Source organism: Streptosporangium sp. OZ121 (assembly GCF_051918885.1).
Classification (GTDB): Bacteria; Actinomycetota; Actinomycetes; order Streptosporangiales; family Streptosporangiaceae; genus Streptosporangium.
In genome coordinates, this window is record NZ_JBPXMC010000017.1 from 49691 (window position 1) to 66020 (window position 16330).

Genomic DNA, 16330 nt, shown 5'->3' on the forward strand with positions numbered 1-16330 from the left:
CTCAGCCCCCGATCGCGAGCGCGCTCTCGGGAGCGGTCTCCGCCGCCGCGTCCGGTCGCGGAGCCGCGAGAAGCCCCGCCAGGTGGTCTGCGATCGCGGAGATGGTGGGCTGCTGCCACAGCAGGGTCGCGGGGAGACGGCGGCCGAAGCGCTTCTCCAGGCGCCGCCGGACCATGACGGTCATCACCGAGTCCAGCCCCTGCTCGACGAGGGGACGCCGGGTCGCCAGGTCCTCGGGGGCCAGTCTCATCACGGCCGCGATCTCCGCGCGGACCTCGGGCAGGACGCGCTCGCGCAGGTCCTCGGGCGCCAGGCCGGCGAACGACTCCGCGGGTCCCCGGAGATCCTCCTCGGCCGGGGCGGGCGCGTCGATCACCGGATAGCGGAGTCCCGTGAGGTGTCCCACCACCCGGCCGTCCACGTCGGCCAGGAGCGCCCGGACGGTGTCGGCGGCGGCCGGGTCCACGGCCGCGTCGATGATCACCGTTGAGGGTGGCGTGCCGGTCAGCACCACCTCGTCGATGTGCACGACCATGCGCAGCACCGGATCGCCGGGGAACACGCAGGGCGCCACGGACATCGCCGCGTCCAGCGCCGGCGCCCAGCTCCCCGGTTCCTCGGCGCGGGCGGTACGGGCTGTGTGGACAGTGGCCCGCAGCACGCCGTCCCCGCCCAGCAGCGTCTCGACCGTCCAGTCGAAGCCCGTCGAGGGCACGCCGACGGTGGCCAGCCGCTTGTGCACGAACCCGGGATCGATCGGGGTGAGAGCGCCGGCGTCCGGCAGCACGTCGGGTTTCGCCTGGCCCGGAGCGGCCACGTTCGCGGTGACGTGCACCAGCCAGGCGGGTTCCGGCTCGTCGGGGCCGGCCGGGGTGCGGGCCGCGAGCCGTACCGCCGGAGGCTCGTGCACGACCTGGACCTGCCTGCGTTCCGCGGTCATCAGCGGATGCATCATCTCCACGTCGGTGAGCGTGACGTCCTCGTCCTCGACCGCGTTCAGGAACGTGTTGACCAGCACGGCGGCGGGCACGATCTCGACCCCGTTGAGGGCGTGGCTGCCCGGGTAGGGCCGGTTGGCGTCCTCCACGCTGGTCCGCCACACCCGGGTCCGGCTGCCCGCGAGGCTGCTCACGGCTCCGAGCAGGGCGTGGGAGTCCACGTCGTGCCCCCGGTTGCCGTCCTCGACGTACGATTCGCGCCAGTGGCGGCGGTGCTGCCAGGCGTACGGCGGCAGATCGGCCAGGCCGCCGGACGGCTGCAGCCGGCTCCAGTCCACCTCGACGCCGTGACAGTGCGCCGTGCCCAGCGCGACGAGGAAGGTCAGCGGCTCCGGCTGGTTCCGGCGCAGCGACGTGCCGACGAACACGTCCTCGAACCCGTTCTCCGAGAGCGTCTCGGTCACCGAGTGCGCGACCACGGGGTGGGGGGAGATCTCCAGGAACACGCGGTGGCCGTCCTGCGCCGCGGCCGTCGTCGCCGCGACCAGCCGCACGGGGTCGCGGAGGTTCGCCGCCCAGTACGCGCCGTCCAGGACGGGCGCCGACCGGGGGTCCGCCAGCGCGGTCGTGTACATGGGGATGCGCGGCGCCCCGAACGAGAGATCGGCGACGGCGGCGGCCAGCTCGACGGCCAGCGGATCCATGTGCGGGCTGTGGAAGGCGACGTCCGACGCCACCCGCCGCACCACGATGCCCTCGACCGGCCACTCGTTCACCACCGCCTCGACCGCGGCGACGTCGCCGGACAGCACGGTGGAGCCGGGTGCCGACGCGATCGCGGCCACCAGGTCGCCGCGGCCGGCCAGCCTCTCCGCCGCCTCCTCGAAGGACAGGTCGACCATCACCATGGCCCCCTTGCCCTCGGCCCGGCGCAGCAGCCGGGAGCGGCGGCAGATCAGCCGGGCGCCGTCGGCGACGGTCATCGCGCCGGCCGTCACCGCCGCCGCGAGCTCGCCGACGGAGTGGCCGATGACGGCCTTCGGAACGACCCCGTACGCGTTCCAGAGCCTGGCGAGGCCCAGCTGCATCACGAAGATCATGGTTTGCACGCGGTCGATGGTGTCGAGGTCGCCGTCGGCCAGGACCTGCCGGGGGGAGAAGCCGATCTCCTCGGCGAAGATCGGCTCCACCTCGTCGACCAGGGACGCGAACTCCGGCACGGCGAGCAGCTCCCGCCCCATCCCGCGCCACTGGCAGCCCTGCCCGGAGAAGACCCAGACCGGCCCCGGGCCGAGCTCGGGCAGCACGTCACCGGTGAGGACGGCCTCGGCCGGCGCGTCCTCCGCGAGCCTGCGCAGTCCGGCCGCCAGCTCGCCCGCGTCCGCCCCGACCACGACGGCGCGACGGGCCAGGTGGGTGCGCCGGAGCGCCAGCGTGTGCCCCGCCGACGCCAGGTCGAGCCCGTTGCCGAGGTGGTCGGCGAGCTTGCCCGCGTACTGCCGCAGAGCCTGCTCCGACGCGGCGGACAGCGGGAACAGCCGCTCCCCCGCCGCCTCCTCCCGGGGCACCTCCCGGGCCTCCCGAGCCGGAGGGGCCTGCTCCAGCACGATGTGCGCGACCGTGCCGCCGTACCCGAAGCTGGAGACGCCCGCCCGGCGGGGGTGGTCGCGCTCCGGCCAGGCCGACTGCTCGGTCACCACCCGAAGGCCCGAGGTCTCCCATGAGATGGCCGGATTGAGGCTGGTCAGCACGCTCGGGGGGATCTCGCCGCGGTCGAGGGCGAGCACCGCCTTGATGACGCCGGTGATGCCGGCGGCGCCTTCGAGGTGACCGATGTTGGACTTGACCGAGCCGATGAGGCACGGGTCTCCGGGGGGTCGCCCCGTGCCGTACACGGAGGAGAGCGCCCCCGCCTCCAGCGGGTCGCCGAGCCGGGTGCCGGTGCCGTGCGCCTCGATGTAGTCGACGGTGGACGGCTCGACGCCCGCCTGCCGGCAGGCCCGGACCATCACGTGTTCCTGGGCCTGCCCGCACGGCGCCATGATGCCGTTGGTGTGCCCGTCCTGGTTCACGGCGCTGCCGACGACGAGCGCGAGGACCCGGTCGCCGTCGCGCCGCGCGTCGGACAGCCGCTTGAGCACGACCACGCCGCAGCCCTCGCCGCGCCCGTAGCCGTCGGCCGACGCGTCGAACGACTTTGACCGCCCGTCGGGGGCGAGGGCCCCGGCCGTGCCGAGCGTGAGGGTCTGGCCCGGGGTGACCAGCAGGTTGACGCCGCCGGCGAGGGCGACGTCGTTCTCGCCGAGCCGCAGGCTCTGCGCGGCCAGGTGCAGCGCGACCAGCGACGCCGAGCAGGCGGTGTCGATCGCCATGCTGGGCCCGCGCAGGTCGAGGGAGTAGGAGATGCGGTTGGCGACGGCGCAGGTCGCGGCGCCGATCCCGGTCCACGCCTCGATCTGGGGCAGGTCCTCCAGGAGGCGGCCTCCGTAGTCGGCGGTGCAGACTCCCATGAACACCCCGGCGTCGGTGCCGGCCAGCTCGTGCGGCGGCAGGCCGGCGTGCTCCAGGGCCTCCCACGCGGTCTCCATCGGGATCCGCTGCTGCGGGTCCATCAGCTCGGCCTCGCGGGGCGACAGGCCGAAGAACTCCGCGTCGAAGCCCTCGATGTCGCTCAGGAAGCTGCCGTGACGTACGGCGTCACGCAGCGCGGCGGCGTACTCGGGGCTCCGGTTCTCGTACCGGCGCCAGCGTTCGGCGGGCAGCGGCCGGGTCGTGTTCCGGCCGGCGCGCAGCAGGTCCCAGAACTCGTCCGGTGAGCGGACGTCGCCGGGAAGGCGGCATCCGATCCCGATCACCGCCACTGGTTCCACCTGGACTCCGCGCGGACTGTCGGCCATCTGTGTTCGTTTCCCTTCGGTTCAAGCCCACTCTTCGGTTCGGGCCCGCTGAGGATCGGTTCAGGCCCACTGAGGACTGTCGATGATCTTGATCACGGCGCTGGAGACGGTCACTCCCGGCCCGGTGCCGAGCATCAGCATGTGGTCGCCGGGGCCCAGCTGCCCGGTCGTGAGCAGGTGGTCGAGGGAAAGGATCTGGTCGCTGGCACCGCAGTGGCCGATGGTGCGGCCGTAGTCCCAGGTCGAGCGGGACATGGGCAGGTCGAGCATGGCCATGCACCGCTGTTCGACGATCTCCTCCGAGTAGTTCATGAACGCCACCCGGGTGAGATCGCCGGCCTCGATCCCGCTCTCGTCCAGCGCGCGCTCGACGACCTCCATCAACGCCCGCTGGATCTTGAACAGCGCCGCGGTCGCCTCGCCCTTGGACATGACCTGCTGCCGGAACTGCTCGTTCCTGGCCGCGAAGCTCATCTTGCGTCCGACCGTGACGCCCGGGGGGAACAGGGGTTCGCTGCCCCGGTGCAGTTCCTCGGCCTCGGTCACCGTCGTCGTGCAGACCGACGTCAGGCGCGCGAAACCCGCCCCCTTGGCGAGCACGAGCGCGCTCGCGGCGTCCCCGCCGATGTAGCCGGGACCCATCCGCCACCGGTCCATCAGCGGGGTGCCGTAGTTGTCGGCGGCGACCAGCAGGGCGGCCTGCCGGCCGGGGGCGGCGTCCAGGTGGCCGGCCGCGAGTTCCAGGCCGATGAACATCCCGTTGCAGCCCTGCCGGATCTCGGTGGCCAGGACGTCCCCGCCGACGAGGTGACGCTGCAGGTAGGAGTGCGGGGGCCAGCCGTCCGGTCCCTGGTGCCAGGTCGAGGCGTACAGGAGGAGATCCAGGTCGGCCGGCGCCCGCCCGCTGCGCTTGATCGCGCTCCGCGCCGCGTGCAGGGCCATCTCCGGAGCCGGTACGTCACCGGCCACCACCGCCCCGGCCAGGTTGTGCAGCTCGGCCTCCTCGGCCGGGTACCAGCCCTTGGCGACGGCTTTCTCGACGCTGACGACGGTCCGGGGGAGGAAGGCCCCCACTCCGCTGATGTACGTGTCCGCCAACTGCATGACTCTGCCCTCGCCCCGGCTAGACGGTTTCGAGTTCTCTGACCATCGCCACGATGGTCACGACGTCCCGGAAGTTCTCGGGGTCGAGCTTCGCGGCGGGGACCGGGACGCCGACGTCCTTGCGGAGGAAGTTCAGCAGCCGTGCCGTCCGCAGGGAGTCCAGGAGCCCCGACACCAGGAGCGGGGTCGTCTCGTCGACCTTGATGTCGTCGCCGTCCCGGACGAGGTTGTCCTGGATGAAGTCGACCAGCCTTCGCGTGAGCTCGGTCGTGCGCGTGTCCCTTCCGGGACGGAGCTCGGTCATGCGCGTGCCCCTTCCGTGCCTTCCGTGCCTTCCGTGGCGGGAGAGGTGGAGAGGATCCTGAACGCCGCCGCGGCGACGGACGTTCCCGAGCCGAACCCGACCATGAGCAGGTGATCGCCGGCCACGAGCCCGCCGGTCGCGATCAGATGCTCGAAGGCGATGAACTGGTCCACCGCGCCGCAGTGGCCCACGCGCCTGCCGTAGTCCCAGGTCGTCTGGTCCTCGTCGATGCCCAGCCAGGACATCTGCCCCTCCAGGTCCTCGCGGCGGCCGTGCGGCAACGCCACCCGCGTGATGTCGGCGAGTCCGATCCCGGCCTCGTCCAGAGTCTGCTCGACCTGCTGCATCATCGTTTTCTGGATCGTCAGGTGGATCCCGGTTCCCTGCGCCTTGAGCAGCCGCTGGCGGAACTCCTCGTGCCGGTCCCCGAAGCTCAGCCCTCTGCCGACGGTGGCGTCCGGGGGGAACAGGGGGTAGGCGCCGTCGTTGACCGCGTCGGCCTCCGGGATCACCGTCGCGTTCACCGACAGGAGCTCGGCCATGCCGTACCCCTTGCCGAGGACGAGCGCGGCCGCGGCGTCGCCGATCAGCGCTCCGGGGGTCATCCGCCAGCGGTCCACCAGCGGGGTGCCGTGGTTGTCCGAGGAGACGACCATCGCCGTCTCCCGGTCCGCGTCGGCCTGCAGATAGCTCGCCGCCAGGTCGAGCGAGCTGATCATCCCTACGCAGCCGCTCCGGATCTCGAACGCCGGCACGTTCCCGCCGAGGAGGTGCATCTGCAGGTAGTGCTGGGGCTGCCAGCCGTTCGGGCCCTGGTGCCAGACCGAGGGGTAGAGCAGGAGGTCGAGATCGCGCGGGGAGGACTCACCCCAGCGTTCGTACGCGTCCAGGACCGCGAGCCGCGCCATCTCGGGCGCGGACATGTCGCCGGCCACCGCCGCGCCGATCTGCTGGAACCTCTCGACCTCCTCGGCCGGGTACCAGCCCTCACGAACCGCCTGCTCGACGCTCACGCTGTCAGGCACATAGACGCCGAGACTCCTGACGAACATGTTGGATGTACGCACACGTTTCCTAACTCATCAACTCATCGACGATCCCGGACAACGGCCTTCGGGCAGCGGAAGGCGGCTTATCCGATTTATTTCGGGCCCCGGGATATCAAGCGGTACCGGCCGGTCGATGAAAACAACGGAAAATAGGTCGGCGAACCGTCAGGGGCAAGAGTAGGGCGGCTCATCGGGTAAGGCAATATGAACGCGAGTAATCCGGCCGACGACATTCCGTGATCAGGATTCGACAGAACGTGTTCGCCTTCGGAAATGCGCCTTTCCGCTCCACCTCGTGGTTTCCCCGAATGTAACTTTCAGAATCCGGGCGATGTGAGAACGGCGCCGGGCCGTCACCGTTTCGGCTCGGGCCCGGCGCGTCGTCTCAGGCGGGCACTCTCGTGCAGACGGTGTTGTTGAGCTTGAACTGGGCCGGAATGGCGTTCGTCCCGGTGACGGTCGCCGTGAATCCGAGGCTCTGGCTGGAGCCGGGGCCGATGTAGGAGTTGTGGCCGGCGTCACGGGCGGTCACCTGGGTGCCGACCTGGGTCACCGTGGCGTTGAAGGCGCTCGTGATCTGCTGGTTGCCCGACCAGGCCCACGTCAGGGTCCAGTCGTCGATGGGGGTCGTGCCGGTGTTCCTGATGGTCGCGCTGCCGTTGAAACCGCCGCTCCAGCCGCCGGCGGTGTAGGTGACCTCGCAGGAGGTGCCCATCTTGAGCCCGCCGCGCAGGAAGTTCGCGAAGTTGGCCCAGGTGGGGTTCAACGTGCCGGTGCCGACGGTCTCGCCGCAGTCGGTGGTGGTGCGGACGGTCTGCAGGCCGTACTGGGCGGGGTCCATGATCTGGACCATCATGTGGTCCGCGGCGGGTACCGAGACGAACGTGGCGTCGCCGCACTGGGCCTTGATCCTGTTGTAGAGCAGGACGCTCTGCCCGTGCGGCACCAGGAAGTCGGCCTGGCCGTGCAGGAACAGCAGCGGCGGGTCGTTGGCGTCGACGTAGGTCATCGGATTGGCCTGGGCCACCGTGGCCGGGCAGGTCTGGATCGGGCAGCCGACCAGGAGGGACTCCGGGGAGGCGGGAGAGTTGTGGTCGAGCCCGCCGGTCGGCAGGTTCTGCGCGTTCATCTGCAGGAAGTCGGTCGGGCTGTAGAAGGCGAGTCCCACCTGCACGGCGCTGGAGACGCCGGTCGTGCCGACGGTGCCCTCCATCGCCGCCACGCCGCCGGACAGGGTGGCCATCTCCGTCAGCCAGCCGCCCGAGGAGTCGCCCATGATCGCGAAGCGGTTGGGGTCGAGCTGGTAGGTGGCGGCGTTCGCCCGCAGCCAGCGGATGGCCGCCTTCATGTCGTGCACCTGGGCCGGGAAGATCGCCTGGGCGCTGGACCGGACGCTGACGCCGGCCACGGCGAAGCCCAGGGGGTTGAAGATGGCCGCGATCGCGTCCGCGCCGGCCTTGCCGTCGTCGCTCGTCCACGCCGAGCCGGTGTGCCAGATGATCAGCGGCCGGGGCGTGATGCCGGTGGACGGCAGGTGCAGGTCCAGCAGATGCCCCCTGCTGCCGGCGGGTTGTGCGGGCGCGTAGGCGATGTCAGTGATCACCTGCATGGCGTGGGCCGGCGGCGCGAAGGGCACTGACACGCCGACGGCGGCCAGCATGGTCATCGCAATGCCGACAATCATGGCCCTGCGGATTGGAACTTGCATGGTGCGACTCCGGTCGGGTCGGATGATCGCCGCTTCCCCGGTGACCGTCCGTGTCTCCTCCCGCGCCGGGGCAGCCGCGGTCAGCGCGCTGACCGCGGCGCCTGTGAGAACAACGTCCTGTTCGAGTGCCGCGACTTACATCGATATGGGCGGGGCGACGATATGACACGTAAGTGACGATGGTCAAAGTTTTCCGCATGTCGTTTCCATCGAACAGGAAAAGTGGCATAAATCGTACTTTAGAGATCATGTGGTACGAAGACACTACAGATCATCCATGGCATGCACAGGCGGTCGGATACGCGCCTGCGATGCCTTTCACGGCCGCCATGTCTGGAATTGGACGACGGCCGGAGGCCCCGGGAACAGGCGACCAGGGAAGCGGCATCGCCTTTACCGGCGGTGAATACCCGTGAAACACGAGCATCCGACGACAACGCCGCCGGAAGTTTCGGATCCTTTCCTCGACCGATTCGGACGCGACAATATTCCTGGCGCGCGGTGAGTGATAATGTCCACCGTCATGATCTCCACAGTCACAGGAGGACGAATGCGAAAGGTACGCGCTGTTCTCGTCTCGGCCGTCATGGTTCTCGGGGTGTCGCTGACGATCGGTGCCGCCCCGGCGCACGCCGAGAGGCTGGCCGGCGTTTTCAGGGACTACTCGGAGTGCGAGCGGATCGGAACCCAAGGCGTCAACCAGGAGTGGTGGGACGATTACTCATGCGAGTGGGAGAGCCGTTACCGCTATTACTTCCTCTACGCGTGACCCCGTGAGACGCACGCGCCCTCCGGATCAGGAAGACCGTCCACCGGCACTTCGCGTGCCGGGAAGACCGGGGAGTGGCCGGCGAACTGCGGACGTGCCGCGTCGGAGGGTTCGCGGGAGGGCAGGCGACGCCGGCTGACCTGACAGCCCGGCTCGTCGGCAAGGGAACGCTCTCAAGGCGAGGGGATTTCGAGCCCCTCGCCCTTTCGGCGCGAACGAAGATCCTCCGGGCCCGTTTTCGCCCGCGGTACGGCCCGCCTCCTGGCGGAAGACCGCCATCCGATGCACCGTTTACCTCGGCCGCCACGGGTAGGCGGGGGGCCACACACATCGTGACGAGGAGAGCCCGCACATGACGAGCGAAGGACTGTGGAGCTATCGCGAGGGCGTTTACGGTCCCGACGAGACGATGAGCGTCATCGGCTTCGACGTGGAGGCCGTCGACGGCAAGGTCGGGCTGGTGGAGGAGGAGAGCAACGTGACCGATGACAGCTACGTCGTGGTCGACGTCGGCTCCTGGCTCTCCGGCAGGAAGGTCGTGCTCCCGGCCAGCATGGTGATCCGGATCGACCGCCAGGAGCGCAAGATGTACATCTCGCGGACCAAGCAGGAGGTCCAGGACGCGCCGGAGTACGACGCGGCGACGTACCGGCAGAGCGTCTACCGCCAGGAGCTGGGCGGTTACTACGGCACCTTCTCCGCCGCCCTCTGACACCGGTACGGCGACGAGACGGCACCACACCACCACACAGCACACGGCGGCGAGACGGCACGAAGCCGGGAAGAGCCCGCCCGCCACCGGCCCCTCCCGTCCGGCGGTCGCGTCGCCGTCCGGCGGCGGGGACGCGATCCGCGAACCACGGGGCTTCCCCGGGCGGGAACCGGCGCACGCAGGGATCGTCCATCGGGCCGGGCACGCGTCTCCCGGGGCGGTCAACACGATCGACGTGGCGAAGAAGGTCCGCGAGCAGAGAGGCGGGGCGCGAGATGCCGACGATAGGCCTGGTGGGAACGCTGGACACCAAGGGATGGGAGTACGCCTGGCTCCATGACCGGCTGCTCGCCCTCGACTGTGACGTCGTCCTGGTCGACGCGGGCGTCGGCGAGGCGCGGGTGCCCGCCGACGTCGGCAACGACCGGGTCGCGCTGGCGGCCGGGGCCGACGTCGCGACGCTGCGCGCGACCGGTGACCGGGGAGCGGCCGTCACGGCGATGGGCGAGGGCGCCGCCGCCGTCCTCGCCGAGCTGTACGCCCAGGGCCGCCTCGACGGCGTGCTCGCGGTGGGCGGCAGCGGCGGGTCCTCGATCGCGGCGCGGGCCGTCAGGGACCTGCCGATCGGGCTGCCCAAGCTCATCGTCTCGACCATGGCCTCCGGCGACGTGTCCCCCTACGTGGGGACCAAGGACGTCACGCTGATGTACAGCGTCGTCGACCTCGCCGGCATCAACCGCGTCTCCGCGCGCATCCTCGGCAACGCCGCGGCGGCCATGGCCGGCATGGTGAGCATCCCGTCCCCGGCCGTCGAGGACGGCCGCCCGCTCGTGGCCGCGTCGATGTTCGGCGCGACCACGCCGGCGGTCGACGCCGCCAGGCAACGGCTGGACGAGCTCGGCTACGAGGTGCTGGTCTTCCACGCCACCGGATCCGGCGGGCGGGCCCTGGAGTCGCTGGTCGGGAGCGGCCTGATCTCGGGCGTGCTCGACCTCACCACCACCGAACTCGCCGACGACCTGGTCGGCGGGGTCCTGTCGGCCGGACCCGACCGGCTGACCGCGGCCGGAGCGCGCGGCGTGCCCCAGGTGGTCGCCCCCGGCGCGCTGGACATGGTCAACTTCGGTCCTCGCGACACCGTTCCCGACCCCTTCGGCGATCGCCTGCTGTACGTCCACAACCCGGCCGTGACCCTGATGCGGACCACGGCCGAGGAGATGGGCGAGCTCGGCCGCCGGATGGCCGCCAAGCTGAGCTCGGCCACCGGCCCGACCGTGCTGTTCGTCCCGCGCCGCGGCGTCTCCGCCCTCGACGCCGAGGGGGCGCCCTTCCACGATCCCAAGGCCGACGAGTCCTGCTTCGACGCCCTGGACGAAGGGCTGCGCGGCTCGGCCGTCGAGGTCGAGGAGCTGGACCTGCACGTCAACGACCCCGCCTTCGGCCGCGCCATGGCCGACCGGCTGCACCTGATGATCACCGTGAGGGACGCGGCGTGAACCGGGGGGACGTCCTCGCCAGGCTGCGCCGTACCGTCGCCGGGGACCGGCCGATCATCGGCGCGGGCGCCGGCACCGGGCTGTCCGCCAAGTGCGCCGAGGAGGGCGGCGTCGACCTGATCATCATCTACAACTCCGGCCGCTACCGGATGGCGGGCCGGGGCTCGCTCGCCGGGCTGCTGCCGTACGGCGACGCCAACCAGATCGTCGTGGAGATGGCCGCCGAGGTGCTTCCCGTCGTCAGGGACACCCCGGTGCTCGCCGGGGTGTGCGGCACCGACCCGTTCCGGCTGATGCCCAGGTTCCTCGACCAGCTCGCGGCCATGGGCTTCGCCGGGGTGCAGAACTTCCCGACCGTCGGCCTGTACGACGGGGTCTTCCGGCAGAACCTGGAGGAGACCGGGATGGGCTACGACCTGGAGGTCGAGATGATCAGGCTGGCGCGCGAGCGCGACCTGGTCACCGCCCCCTACGTCTTCGACCCCGCCCAGGCGCGGGCCATGGCCGAGGCCGGCGCCGACGTCCTCGTCCCGCACGTCGGGCTCACCACCAAGGGCAGCATCGGAGCCGGCACCGCGCTGTCCCTGGACGAGGCGGTCGAACGGGTCCAGGCGATGCGCGACGCCGCGGTGGCCGTCCGCCCCGACATCCTCGTGCTCTGCCACGGCGGGCCCATCGCCGAGCCGCGGGACGCGGCCCACGTGCTGGCCCGTACCGAGGGCGTGGCGGGCTTCTTCGGCGCGTCGTCGGTGGAGCGCCTGCCGACGGAGCGCGCCATCACCGAGCAGGTACGCGCCTTCAAGTCGCTGACGTTGTAGCCACGGAAACCATCCGCCAGGTCGCCTCGACGTATCCGTGGGACTCGCCGGGTCCCCAGCTCTGCGGTGAGCGTCCGGCTCTCGCCCTTGATCGGCTCCGGGCGGTACCCGGCCTGGAGCCGGTGTGGGCGGTGTTCAGGTGCCGGGGGTCTGGCCGGGCGCGGCGAGGCCGTCGGCGAGCGCCACGACGGCCGGCGGCGTGAGCCTCGTCTCCGGAGAGGTGGGGGCGTCGGCGCCGGGCCGTCCTCGCGGGCGCGAGAAGCTCGTTGCCGGTGGCGGCGGCGATGATCTCCGCGAACAGGGGCGACACGACACTCGCGGGCACCGAGCGGCGGAGGTCTCATGAAAAATTCTTTGGCATGGTGTCGAATCCGGGGCGAGTCGTTCGTAGAACAGGTGAGAGGCGGCCGGAGGGGACCGCCGGTACAAGGGAGTGATGGGATGACGCAGTACTTGATCTCGTTCAATGACGGCGCGATGGACCACATCCCCGACGAGGACTGGCCCGACGTGGGCAAGGCCTCGCACGCGGTGATCCAGGAGGCCGTGAACGCCGGCGTGTGGGTGTTCGGCGCCGGACTGGAAAGGCAGAGGGCGAGCGTCGTGGCCACGGACGGGATGGTCACCGACGGCCCTTACCCGGAGACCAAGGAGGTCATCGGCGGGTTCTCGGTCGTCGACGTGGCCTCACGGGAAGAGGCGCTGGCGTGGGCTGCCAAGATCGCCGTCGCTTGCCGCTGTGCGCAGGAGGTCCGGGAGCTCATGCCCGACCCCGAGACGGACGCGATGCTCCGCCAGGCCGACCGGCGATGATGACATCCCGGCGACGTCTGATCGAGGAGGGCCTGCCACGTTAGAGCAGGACTTTCGTGGCGGCGGTCGACGACACGGGTCTGCGGATCGGCCTGAACGGGGAACGCGAGGCGGTGCCCCGGGGATCGGGCGTGGGGCGACGCCCGGTCCCCGGACCTGGCCTGATCCCCGCAATCACCGATCGCTCCAATGGAGCGACAGCCACGCCCGTCGCGGAGAGCGCGCCCGCTCGTCCGCGAAGGGGCCGCCCGTGGTTTCCAGCGAAAGACAACGCTGAGGACCCAGGAATCGATCTCGGTCTGGCTGCCCCGTTCGGTGACCGGTGTGCCCCTGGTCAGAGGTTGTAGCCACCGGAGACCTCGATGTCCTGCGCGGTCATCCAGCGGCATTCCTCGGTCAGCAGTGTCGCGATCACCATGCCGATGTCGTCGGGTTCGCCGAGCCGTCCGAGGGCGGTCCTGGCCGCGAGCGCGGGGATCACCTCGGGGTGGCGTTCGAACGCGTCGCCGCCGATGCGGGTGCGGGTGGAACCGGGGGAGACGGAGTTGACGCGGATACCGCGCTCGCTGAACTCCTTGGCCAGATAGCGGGTCAGCACGACCAGGCCGCCCTTCATGGTGCCGTAGGCGGAGTAGCCGGGCTCCAGGCCGGAGAACAGGGCCGCGTTGCTCGTGGTGTTGACGATCGCGCCGCCGTCGGCCAGCAACGGCAGCAGGGTCTGGGTCAGGAAGTACGGACCTTTGAGCAGCACCCGCATGAGCGTGTCGAACATCTCCTCGGTCGTGTCCTCGAACATCGCCATCTGGCCGAAACCGGCGTTGTTGACCAGGAAGTCGAACGTGTCGCGCCGCCAGGTGTCGCGCAGCGCCCCGGCGACGGACTCGCGGAAGGCCGGAAACGTCTCCGAGCGGCCGACGGCCAGCGGCAGCGCGACGGCGGTGCCGCCCGCCTTCTCGATCGTCGCCACCGTGTCCAGGGCCCCGGGCTCGTTGCCGTGATAGGTCAGGATCACTCCCGTTCCGCGCCTGGCGATCTGGATGGCGGCGCTCTGCCCGATACCGGAGCTGGCACCGGTGACGATGGCTATCCGCATGATTGGACTCTCCTGTTCGTTCGTGGAGGGGCACCGGCTCGGCGGTGCCGGCTTTCGTGTGTTCAAGCCACCGGGTCCTGAACCCGTGGTGTGTTCAGGCCGCCGGGTTCAGGACCCGGGCGAGCCAGTCGCCGCGCGTCCGGCGCGCCGTGGCCGAGACGCGCGCCTGCGGGTACAGCGCGTCGAATCCGTGGAAGCCCCCCGCCCAGACGTGGAGCTCCGCCTGACCGCCCGCCGCCCAGATCCTGGTGGCGTAGTCGACGTCCTCGTCGCGGAAGACCTCGGCCGTGCCGGCGTCGATGTAGGTGGTCGGCAGGCCCGAGAGGTCGTCGGCCACCGCGGGGGAGACGTAGCCGGGCACGTCCTGGCCGGCGAGGTCACCGAGAACCGATCGCCATCCGAACTCGTTCATCTCGCGGGTCCAGACGCCTTCCCCGCCGGAGAACTGCCTGCTGGAGGTGGTGATGTTGCGGTGGTCGAGCATGGGGCAGACCAGTACCTGGGCGGCGATCGCCGGGGTGCCGCGGTCGCGTGCCATCAGGGTGACTCCGGCGGCGAGGCCGCCCCCGGCGCTGGCGCCCGCGACGACGATGCGGGTGGGATCGACGCCCAGCTCGCCGGCGTGCTCGGCGACCCAGAGCAGGCCGTGGTAGCAGTCCTCGACCAGCGTCGTGCCGCCGGCCTCCGGCGCCAGCCGGTAGTCCACGGAGATCACGACGGCGCCGAGCCGGTCGAGCCAGTCGAGGGGGATGTCGATCTGCGAGAAGCGGTCTCCCATGACCATCCCGCCGCCGTGGATCCAGTAGACGCACGGTGCCGCCGCGGCGCGATCGGTACCGGCGGGGCCGAGGACCGACAGCGGGAGCCGCGTGCCGTCCGGGGTGGGGATGGTGAGCTCCCTGCGGTCGACGGCACGGCCGTCGAGGAGGGAGTCGATCGGCGTCGACGGGAATCGGCGCAGCTGGGCGAGCACCTCGGGGTTGAGCTCGGACATGAGCGGCATCTCCGCGAGGAGAGCGCGCAGTTCGGGGTCGAGGTCGGGGCGTGCCGGTGTCATGGTGGGGTTCCTTTTACCGAGGTTCGCTGAGGTTGGCGGGGCCGGCCGGGGTTCTCAGAAGGCGGCCTTGCCGCCGACCGGCACCTCGTCGGTGTACCGGGACTCGCCGGCGAGCAGCGGCTGGAGCTTCGCGACCAGCGCCTGTGCCTCCTCGGTCGCGAAGAACCTGCCGTGGGCCTCCTCGCTGGTCCAGCCCTCGGTGACGGAGACGATGTCCGGGTCGCCGGCCGAGCGGCTGACCAGGAAGACGACGCAGTCCTCGTTCGACAGGGACGGCGCGTCGAGCAGGAACGCGACCAGCTCGTCACCTTTGCCGGGCTGTGCGGTCATGGTGGCGTGGAAACCGTGGTCGACGGCCATGGGGGTATCTCCTCATTCGTGGAGCACTTTTGCGCTCCAGGGATTTCGATAACCTCATGTAAGCATCGCTGCCAGTGGAAACGTTAGAATGATGCTCCCGACCTCTTGCCTGATTCTATCGCTGTGGGAATTATCAGGCTTGTGCTTCAATCGGGTCATGGACCTTGACGAGCTGCGCGCCCTGATCGCGCGCCATGCCCGGCCCGACATGACCACCGACATCGACGGCGTCCTGGTCTCGAAGGTCGAGCAGCCGGATCCGCCGTCGCCGTCGATGTCGGGCACGGTGCTGGCACTCATCGCGCAGGGCGCGAAACGGATCGCGCTGGGCGACCGCGTGTACGAGTACCGTGCCGGGCAGTATCTCGTCGCCTCGGTCGACATGCCGATCACCGGCCACTTCACCGAGGCCGGCCCCGAGCGGCCGGCGATGGGCTTCGGCCTGATCCTGCACCCGGCCACCGTCGCCGAGCTGTTGCTGCAGGCGGCCCCCGGGGATCTCCCGCCCGGTGGCGGCACACCGTCCGGCATGGCCGTCAGCGACGCGCCCGACGCGCTCGTCGACGCGGTGATCCGGCTGCTGCGCCTGCTCGACCGGCCACGCGACGTGGCGGTGCTCGCACCGCTGATCAAGCGGGAGATCCTCTGGCGGCTCGTCACCGGCGAGCAGGGCGCCGTCGTACGCCAGCTCGGCCTCGCCGACAGCAACCTCACCCACATCGCCCGGGCGGTCCGGTGGATCCGTGACCACTACACGCAGTCCTTCCGGGTGGAGGACGTGGCGCAGCTGTCCGGCATGAGCGTCTCCGCGTTCTACCGCAACTTCCAGGCGGTCACCGCGATGAGCCCCATCCAGTTCCAGAAGCAGATCCGGCTGCAGGAGGCCCGGCTGCTGCTCGCCACACATCCCCACGACGTCACCGGGGTCGGCCACCGCGTCGGCTACGACAGCCCGTCCCAGTTCAGCCGCGAGTATCGTCGCCAGTTCGGCGCGCCACCGAGCGAGGACGCCGCCCGCCTGCGCGGGGCGACACCCGGCACCGCACCGGCCCTGGTGTAGGAGCCGTTCGGACAGCCGGGCCGGGTCGTTGCGCGCGGCCGGGGGTATCACAGGCGTGAACACCCGCCGGGAGGCCCGGTCGGCCGTCCGGCCCCACCGATCGCGGCGTCCGCGGACCGCCCTCGTTCCATGGCCGCCGCCACCGTCGCACC

The 16330-nt window shown here is 70.8% G+C and carries 14 protein-coding genes; 6 read left to right on the forward strand and 8 right to left on the reverse strand.

What is annotated here, in order from left to right; all coding sequences use genetic code 11:
• Position 1 precedes the first annotated feature (1 nt).
• The 5 genes from ACTOQ1_RS26780 to ACTOQ1_RS26800 form a co-directional block, all read right to left on the reverse strand.
• A complete protein-coding gene (locus tag ACTOQ1_RS26780) occupies positions 2-3808 on the reverse strand; it encodes a type I polyketide synthase (RefSeq protein ID WP_440070761.1) in 3807 nt (1268 codons plus the stop codon).
• 87 nt (positions 3809-3895) lie between these two features.
• Positions 3896-4939 carry a ketoacyl-ACP synthase III family protein gene (locus tag ACTOQ1_RS26785; protein ID WP_440070762.1) on the reverse strand — a complete coding sequence of 348 codons (1044 nt, stop codon included), beginning with the start codon at positions 4937-4939 and terminating at the stop codon, positions 3896-3898.
• Positions 4940-4958: 19 nt separating this feature from the next.
• Complete coding sequence (locus tag ACTOQ1_RS26790) at positions 4959-5243, reverse strand: hypothetical protein (protein ID WP_440070763.1); 285 nt, start codon at positions 5241-5243, stop codon at positions 4959-4961.
• The gene (locus tag ACTOQ1_RS26795) at positions 5240-6310 is read right to left on the reverse strand and encodes a ketoacyl-ACP synthase III family protein (RefSeq protein ID WP_440070764.1); all 1071 of its coding nucleotides are present in this window, start codon (positions 6308-6310) and stop codon (positions 5240-5242) included. The genes ACTOQ1_RS26790 and ACTOQ1_RS26795 overlap by 4 nt, the downstream gene beginning before the upstream one ends.
• Positions 6311-6677: 367 nt before the next feature.
• The gene (locus tag ACTOQ1_RS26800) at positions 6678-7976 is read right to left on the reverse strand and encodes a cellulose binding domain-containing protein (RefSeq protein WP_440070765.1); all 1299 of its coding nucleotides are present in this window, start codon (positions 7974-7976) and stop codon (positions 6678-6680) included.
• A 574-nt stretch (positions 7977-8550) separates the two neighbouring features.
• Here ACTOQ1_RS26800 and ACTOQ1_RS26805 point away from each other — a divergent pair.
• From ACTOQ1_RS26805 to ACTOQ1_RS26825, 5 genes are all read left to right on the forward strand, one after another.
• Complete coding sequence (locus ACTOQ1_RS26805) at positions 8551-8769, forward strand: hypothetical protein (protein WP_440070766.1); 219 nt, start codon at positions 8551-8553, stop codon at positions 8767-8769.
• 352 nt (positions 8770-9121) lie between these two features.
• Positions 9122-9481, forward strand: coding sequence for a PRC-barrel domain containing protein (locus tag ACTOQ1_RS26810; protein ID WP_440070767.1), 360 nt, complete (start codon positions 9122-9124; stop codon positions 9479-9481).
• A gap of 275 nt (positions 9482-9756) precedes the next feature.
• A complete protein-coding gene (locus ACTOQ1_RS26815) occupies positions 9757-10977 on the forward strand; it encodes a Tm-1-like ATP-binding domain-containing protein (RefSeq protein WP_440070768.1) in 1221 nt (406 codons plus the stop codon).
• Positions 10974-11795: a phosphoenolpyruvate hydrolase family protein gene (locus ACTOQ1_RS26820; RefSeq protein ID WP_440070769.1), complete on the forward strand. Its 822-nt coding sequence runs from the start codon at positions 10974-10976 to the stop codon at positions 11793-11795. The genes ACTOQ1_RS26815 and ACTOQ1_RS26820 overlap by 4 nt, the downstream gene beginning before the upstream one ends.
• 441 nt (positions 11796-12236) lie before the next feature.
• Positions 12237-12608 (forward strand): YciI family protein, encoded by a 372-nt coding sequence (locus ACTOQ1_RS26825; RefSeq protein ID WP_440070770.1) that lies wholly within the window; start codon positions 12237-12239, stop codon positions 12606-12608.
• Positions 12609-12942: 334 nt separating this feature from the next.
• On the opposite strand, the gene ACTOQ1_RS26830 is transcribed toward ACTOQ1_RS26825, so the two are convergent.
• The 3 genes from ACTOQ1_RS26830 to ACTOQ1_RS26840 all read right to left on the reverse strand — a co-directional run bounded on the left by ACTOQ1_RS26830 (position 12943) and on the right by ACTOQ1_RS26840 (position 15118).
• Positions 12943-13701: an SDR family NAD(P)-dependent oxidoreductase gene (locus ACTOQ1_RS26830; protein ID WP_440070771.1), complete on the reverse strand. Its 759-nt coding sequence runs from the start codon at positions 13699-13701 to the stop codon at positions 12943-12945.
• Positions 13702-13795: 94 nt separating this feature from the next.
• The gene (locus ACTOQ1_RS26835; RefSeq protein ID WP_440070772.1) at positions 13796-14758 is read right to left on the reverse strand and encodes an alpha/beta hydrolase; all 963 of its coding nucleotides are present in this window, start codon (positions 14756-14758) and stop codon (positions 13796-13798) included.
• 54 nt (positions 14759-14812) lie between these two features.
• Positions 14813-15118, reverse strand: coding sequence for a putative quinol monooxygenase (locus tag ACTOQ1_RS26840; protein ID WP_362694653.1), 306 nt, complete (start codon positions 15116-15118; stop codon positions 14813-14815).
• 157 nt (positions 15119-15275) lie between these two features.
• Between ACTOQ1_RS26840 and ACTOQ1_RS26845 the strand changes: the two genes are divergently transcribed.
• Positions 15276-16178, forward strand: coding sequence for an AraC family transcriptional regulator (locus tag ACTOQ1_RS26845; RefSeq protein WP_440070773.1), 903 nt, complete (start codon positions 15276-15278; stop codon positions 16176-16178).
• The last annotated feature ends 152 nt before the right edge of the window (positions 16179-16330 follow it).

Bases quoted from the DNA above. Each gene is read 5' to 3' on its own strand.
- ACTOQ1_RS26785 (WP_440070762.1), bottom strand. From the start codon at position 4,939: ATGCAGTTGGCGGACACGTACATCAGCGGAGTGGGGGCCTTCCTCCCC.
- ACTOQ1_RS26790 (WP_440070763.1), bottom strand. From the start codon at position 5,243: ATGACCGAGCTCCGTCCCGGAAGGGACACGCGCACGACCGAGCTCACG.
- ACTOQ1_RS26800 (WP_440070765.1), bottom strand. From the start codon at position 7,976: ATGATTGTCGGCATTGCGATGACCATGCTGGCCGCCGTCGGCGTGTCA.
- ACTOQ1_RS26805 (WP_440070766.1), top strand. From the start codon at position 8,551: ATGCGAAAGGTACGCGCTGTTCTCGTCTCGGCCGTCATGGTTCTCGGG.
- ACTOQ1_RS26810 (WP_440070767.1), top strand. From the start codon at position 9,122: ATGACGAGCGAAGGACTGTGGAGCTATCGCGAGGGCGTTTACGGTCCC.
- ACTOQ1_RS26815 (WP_440070768.1), top strand. From the start codon at position 9,757: ATGCCGACGATAGGCCTGGTGGGAACGCTGGACACCAAGGGATGGGAG.
- ACTOQ1_RS26825 (WP_440070770.1), top strand. From the start codon at position 12,237: ATGACGCAGTACTTGATCTCGTTCAATGACGGCGCGATGGACCACATC.
- ACTOQ1_RS26830 (WP_440070771.1), bottom strand. From the start codon at position 13,701: ATGCGGATAGCCATCGTCACCGGTGCCAGCTCCGGTATCGGGCAGAGC.
- ACTOQ1_RS26835 (WP_440070772.1), bottom strand. From the start codon at position 14,758: ATGACACCGGCACGCCCCGACCTCGACCCCGAACTGCGCGCTCTCCTC.
- ACTOQ1_RS26840 (WP_362694653.1), bottom strand. From the start codon at position 15,118: ATGGCCGTCGACCACGGTTTCCACGCCACCATGACCGCACAGCCCGGC.
- ACTOQ1_RS26845 (WP_440070773.1), top strand. From the start codon at position 15,276: ATGGACCTTGACGAGCTGCGCGCCCTGATCGCGCGCCATGCCCGGCCC.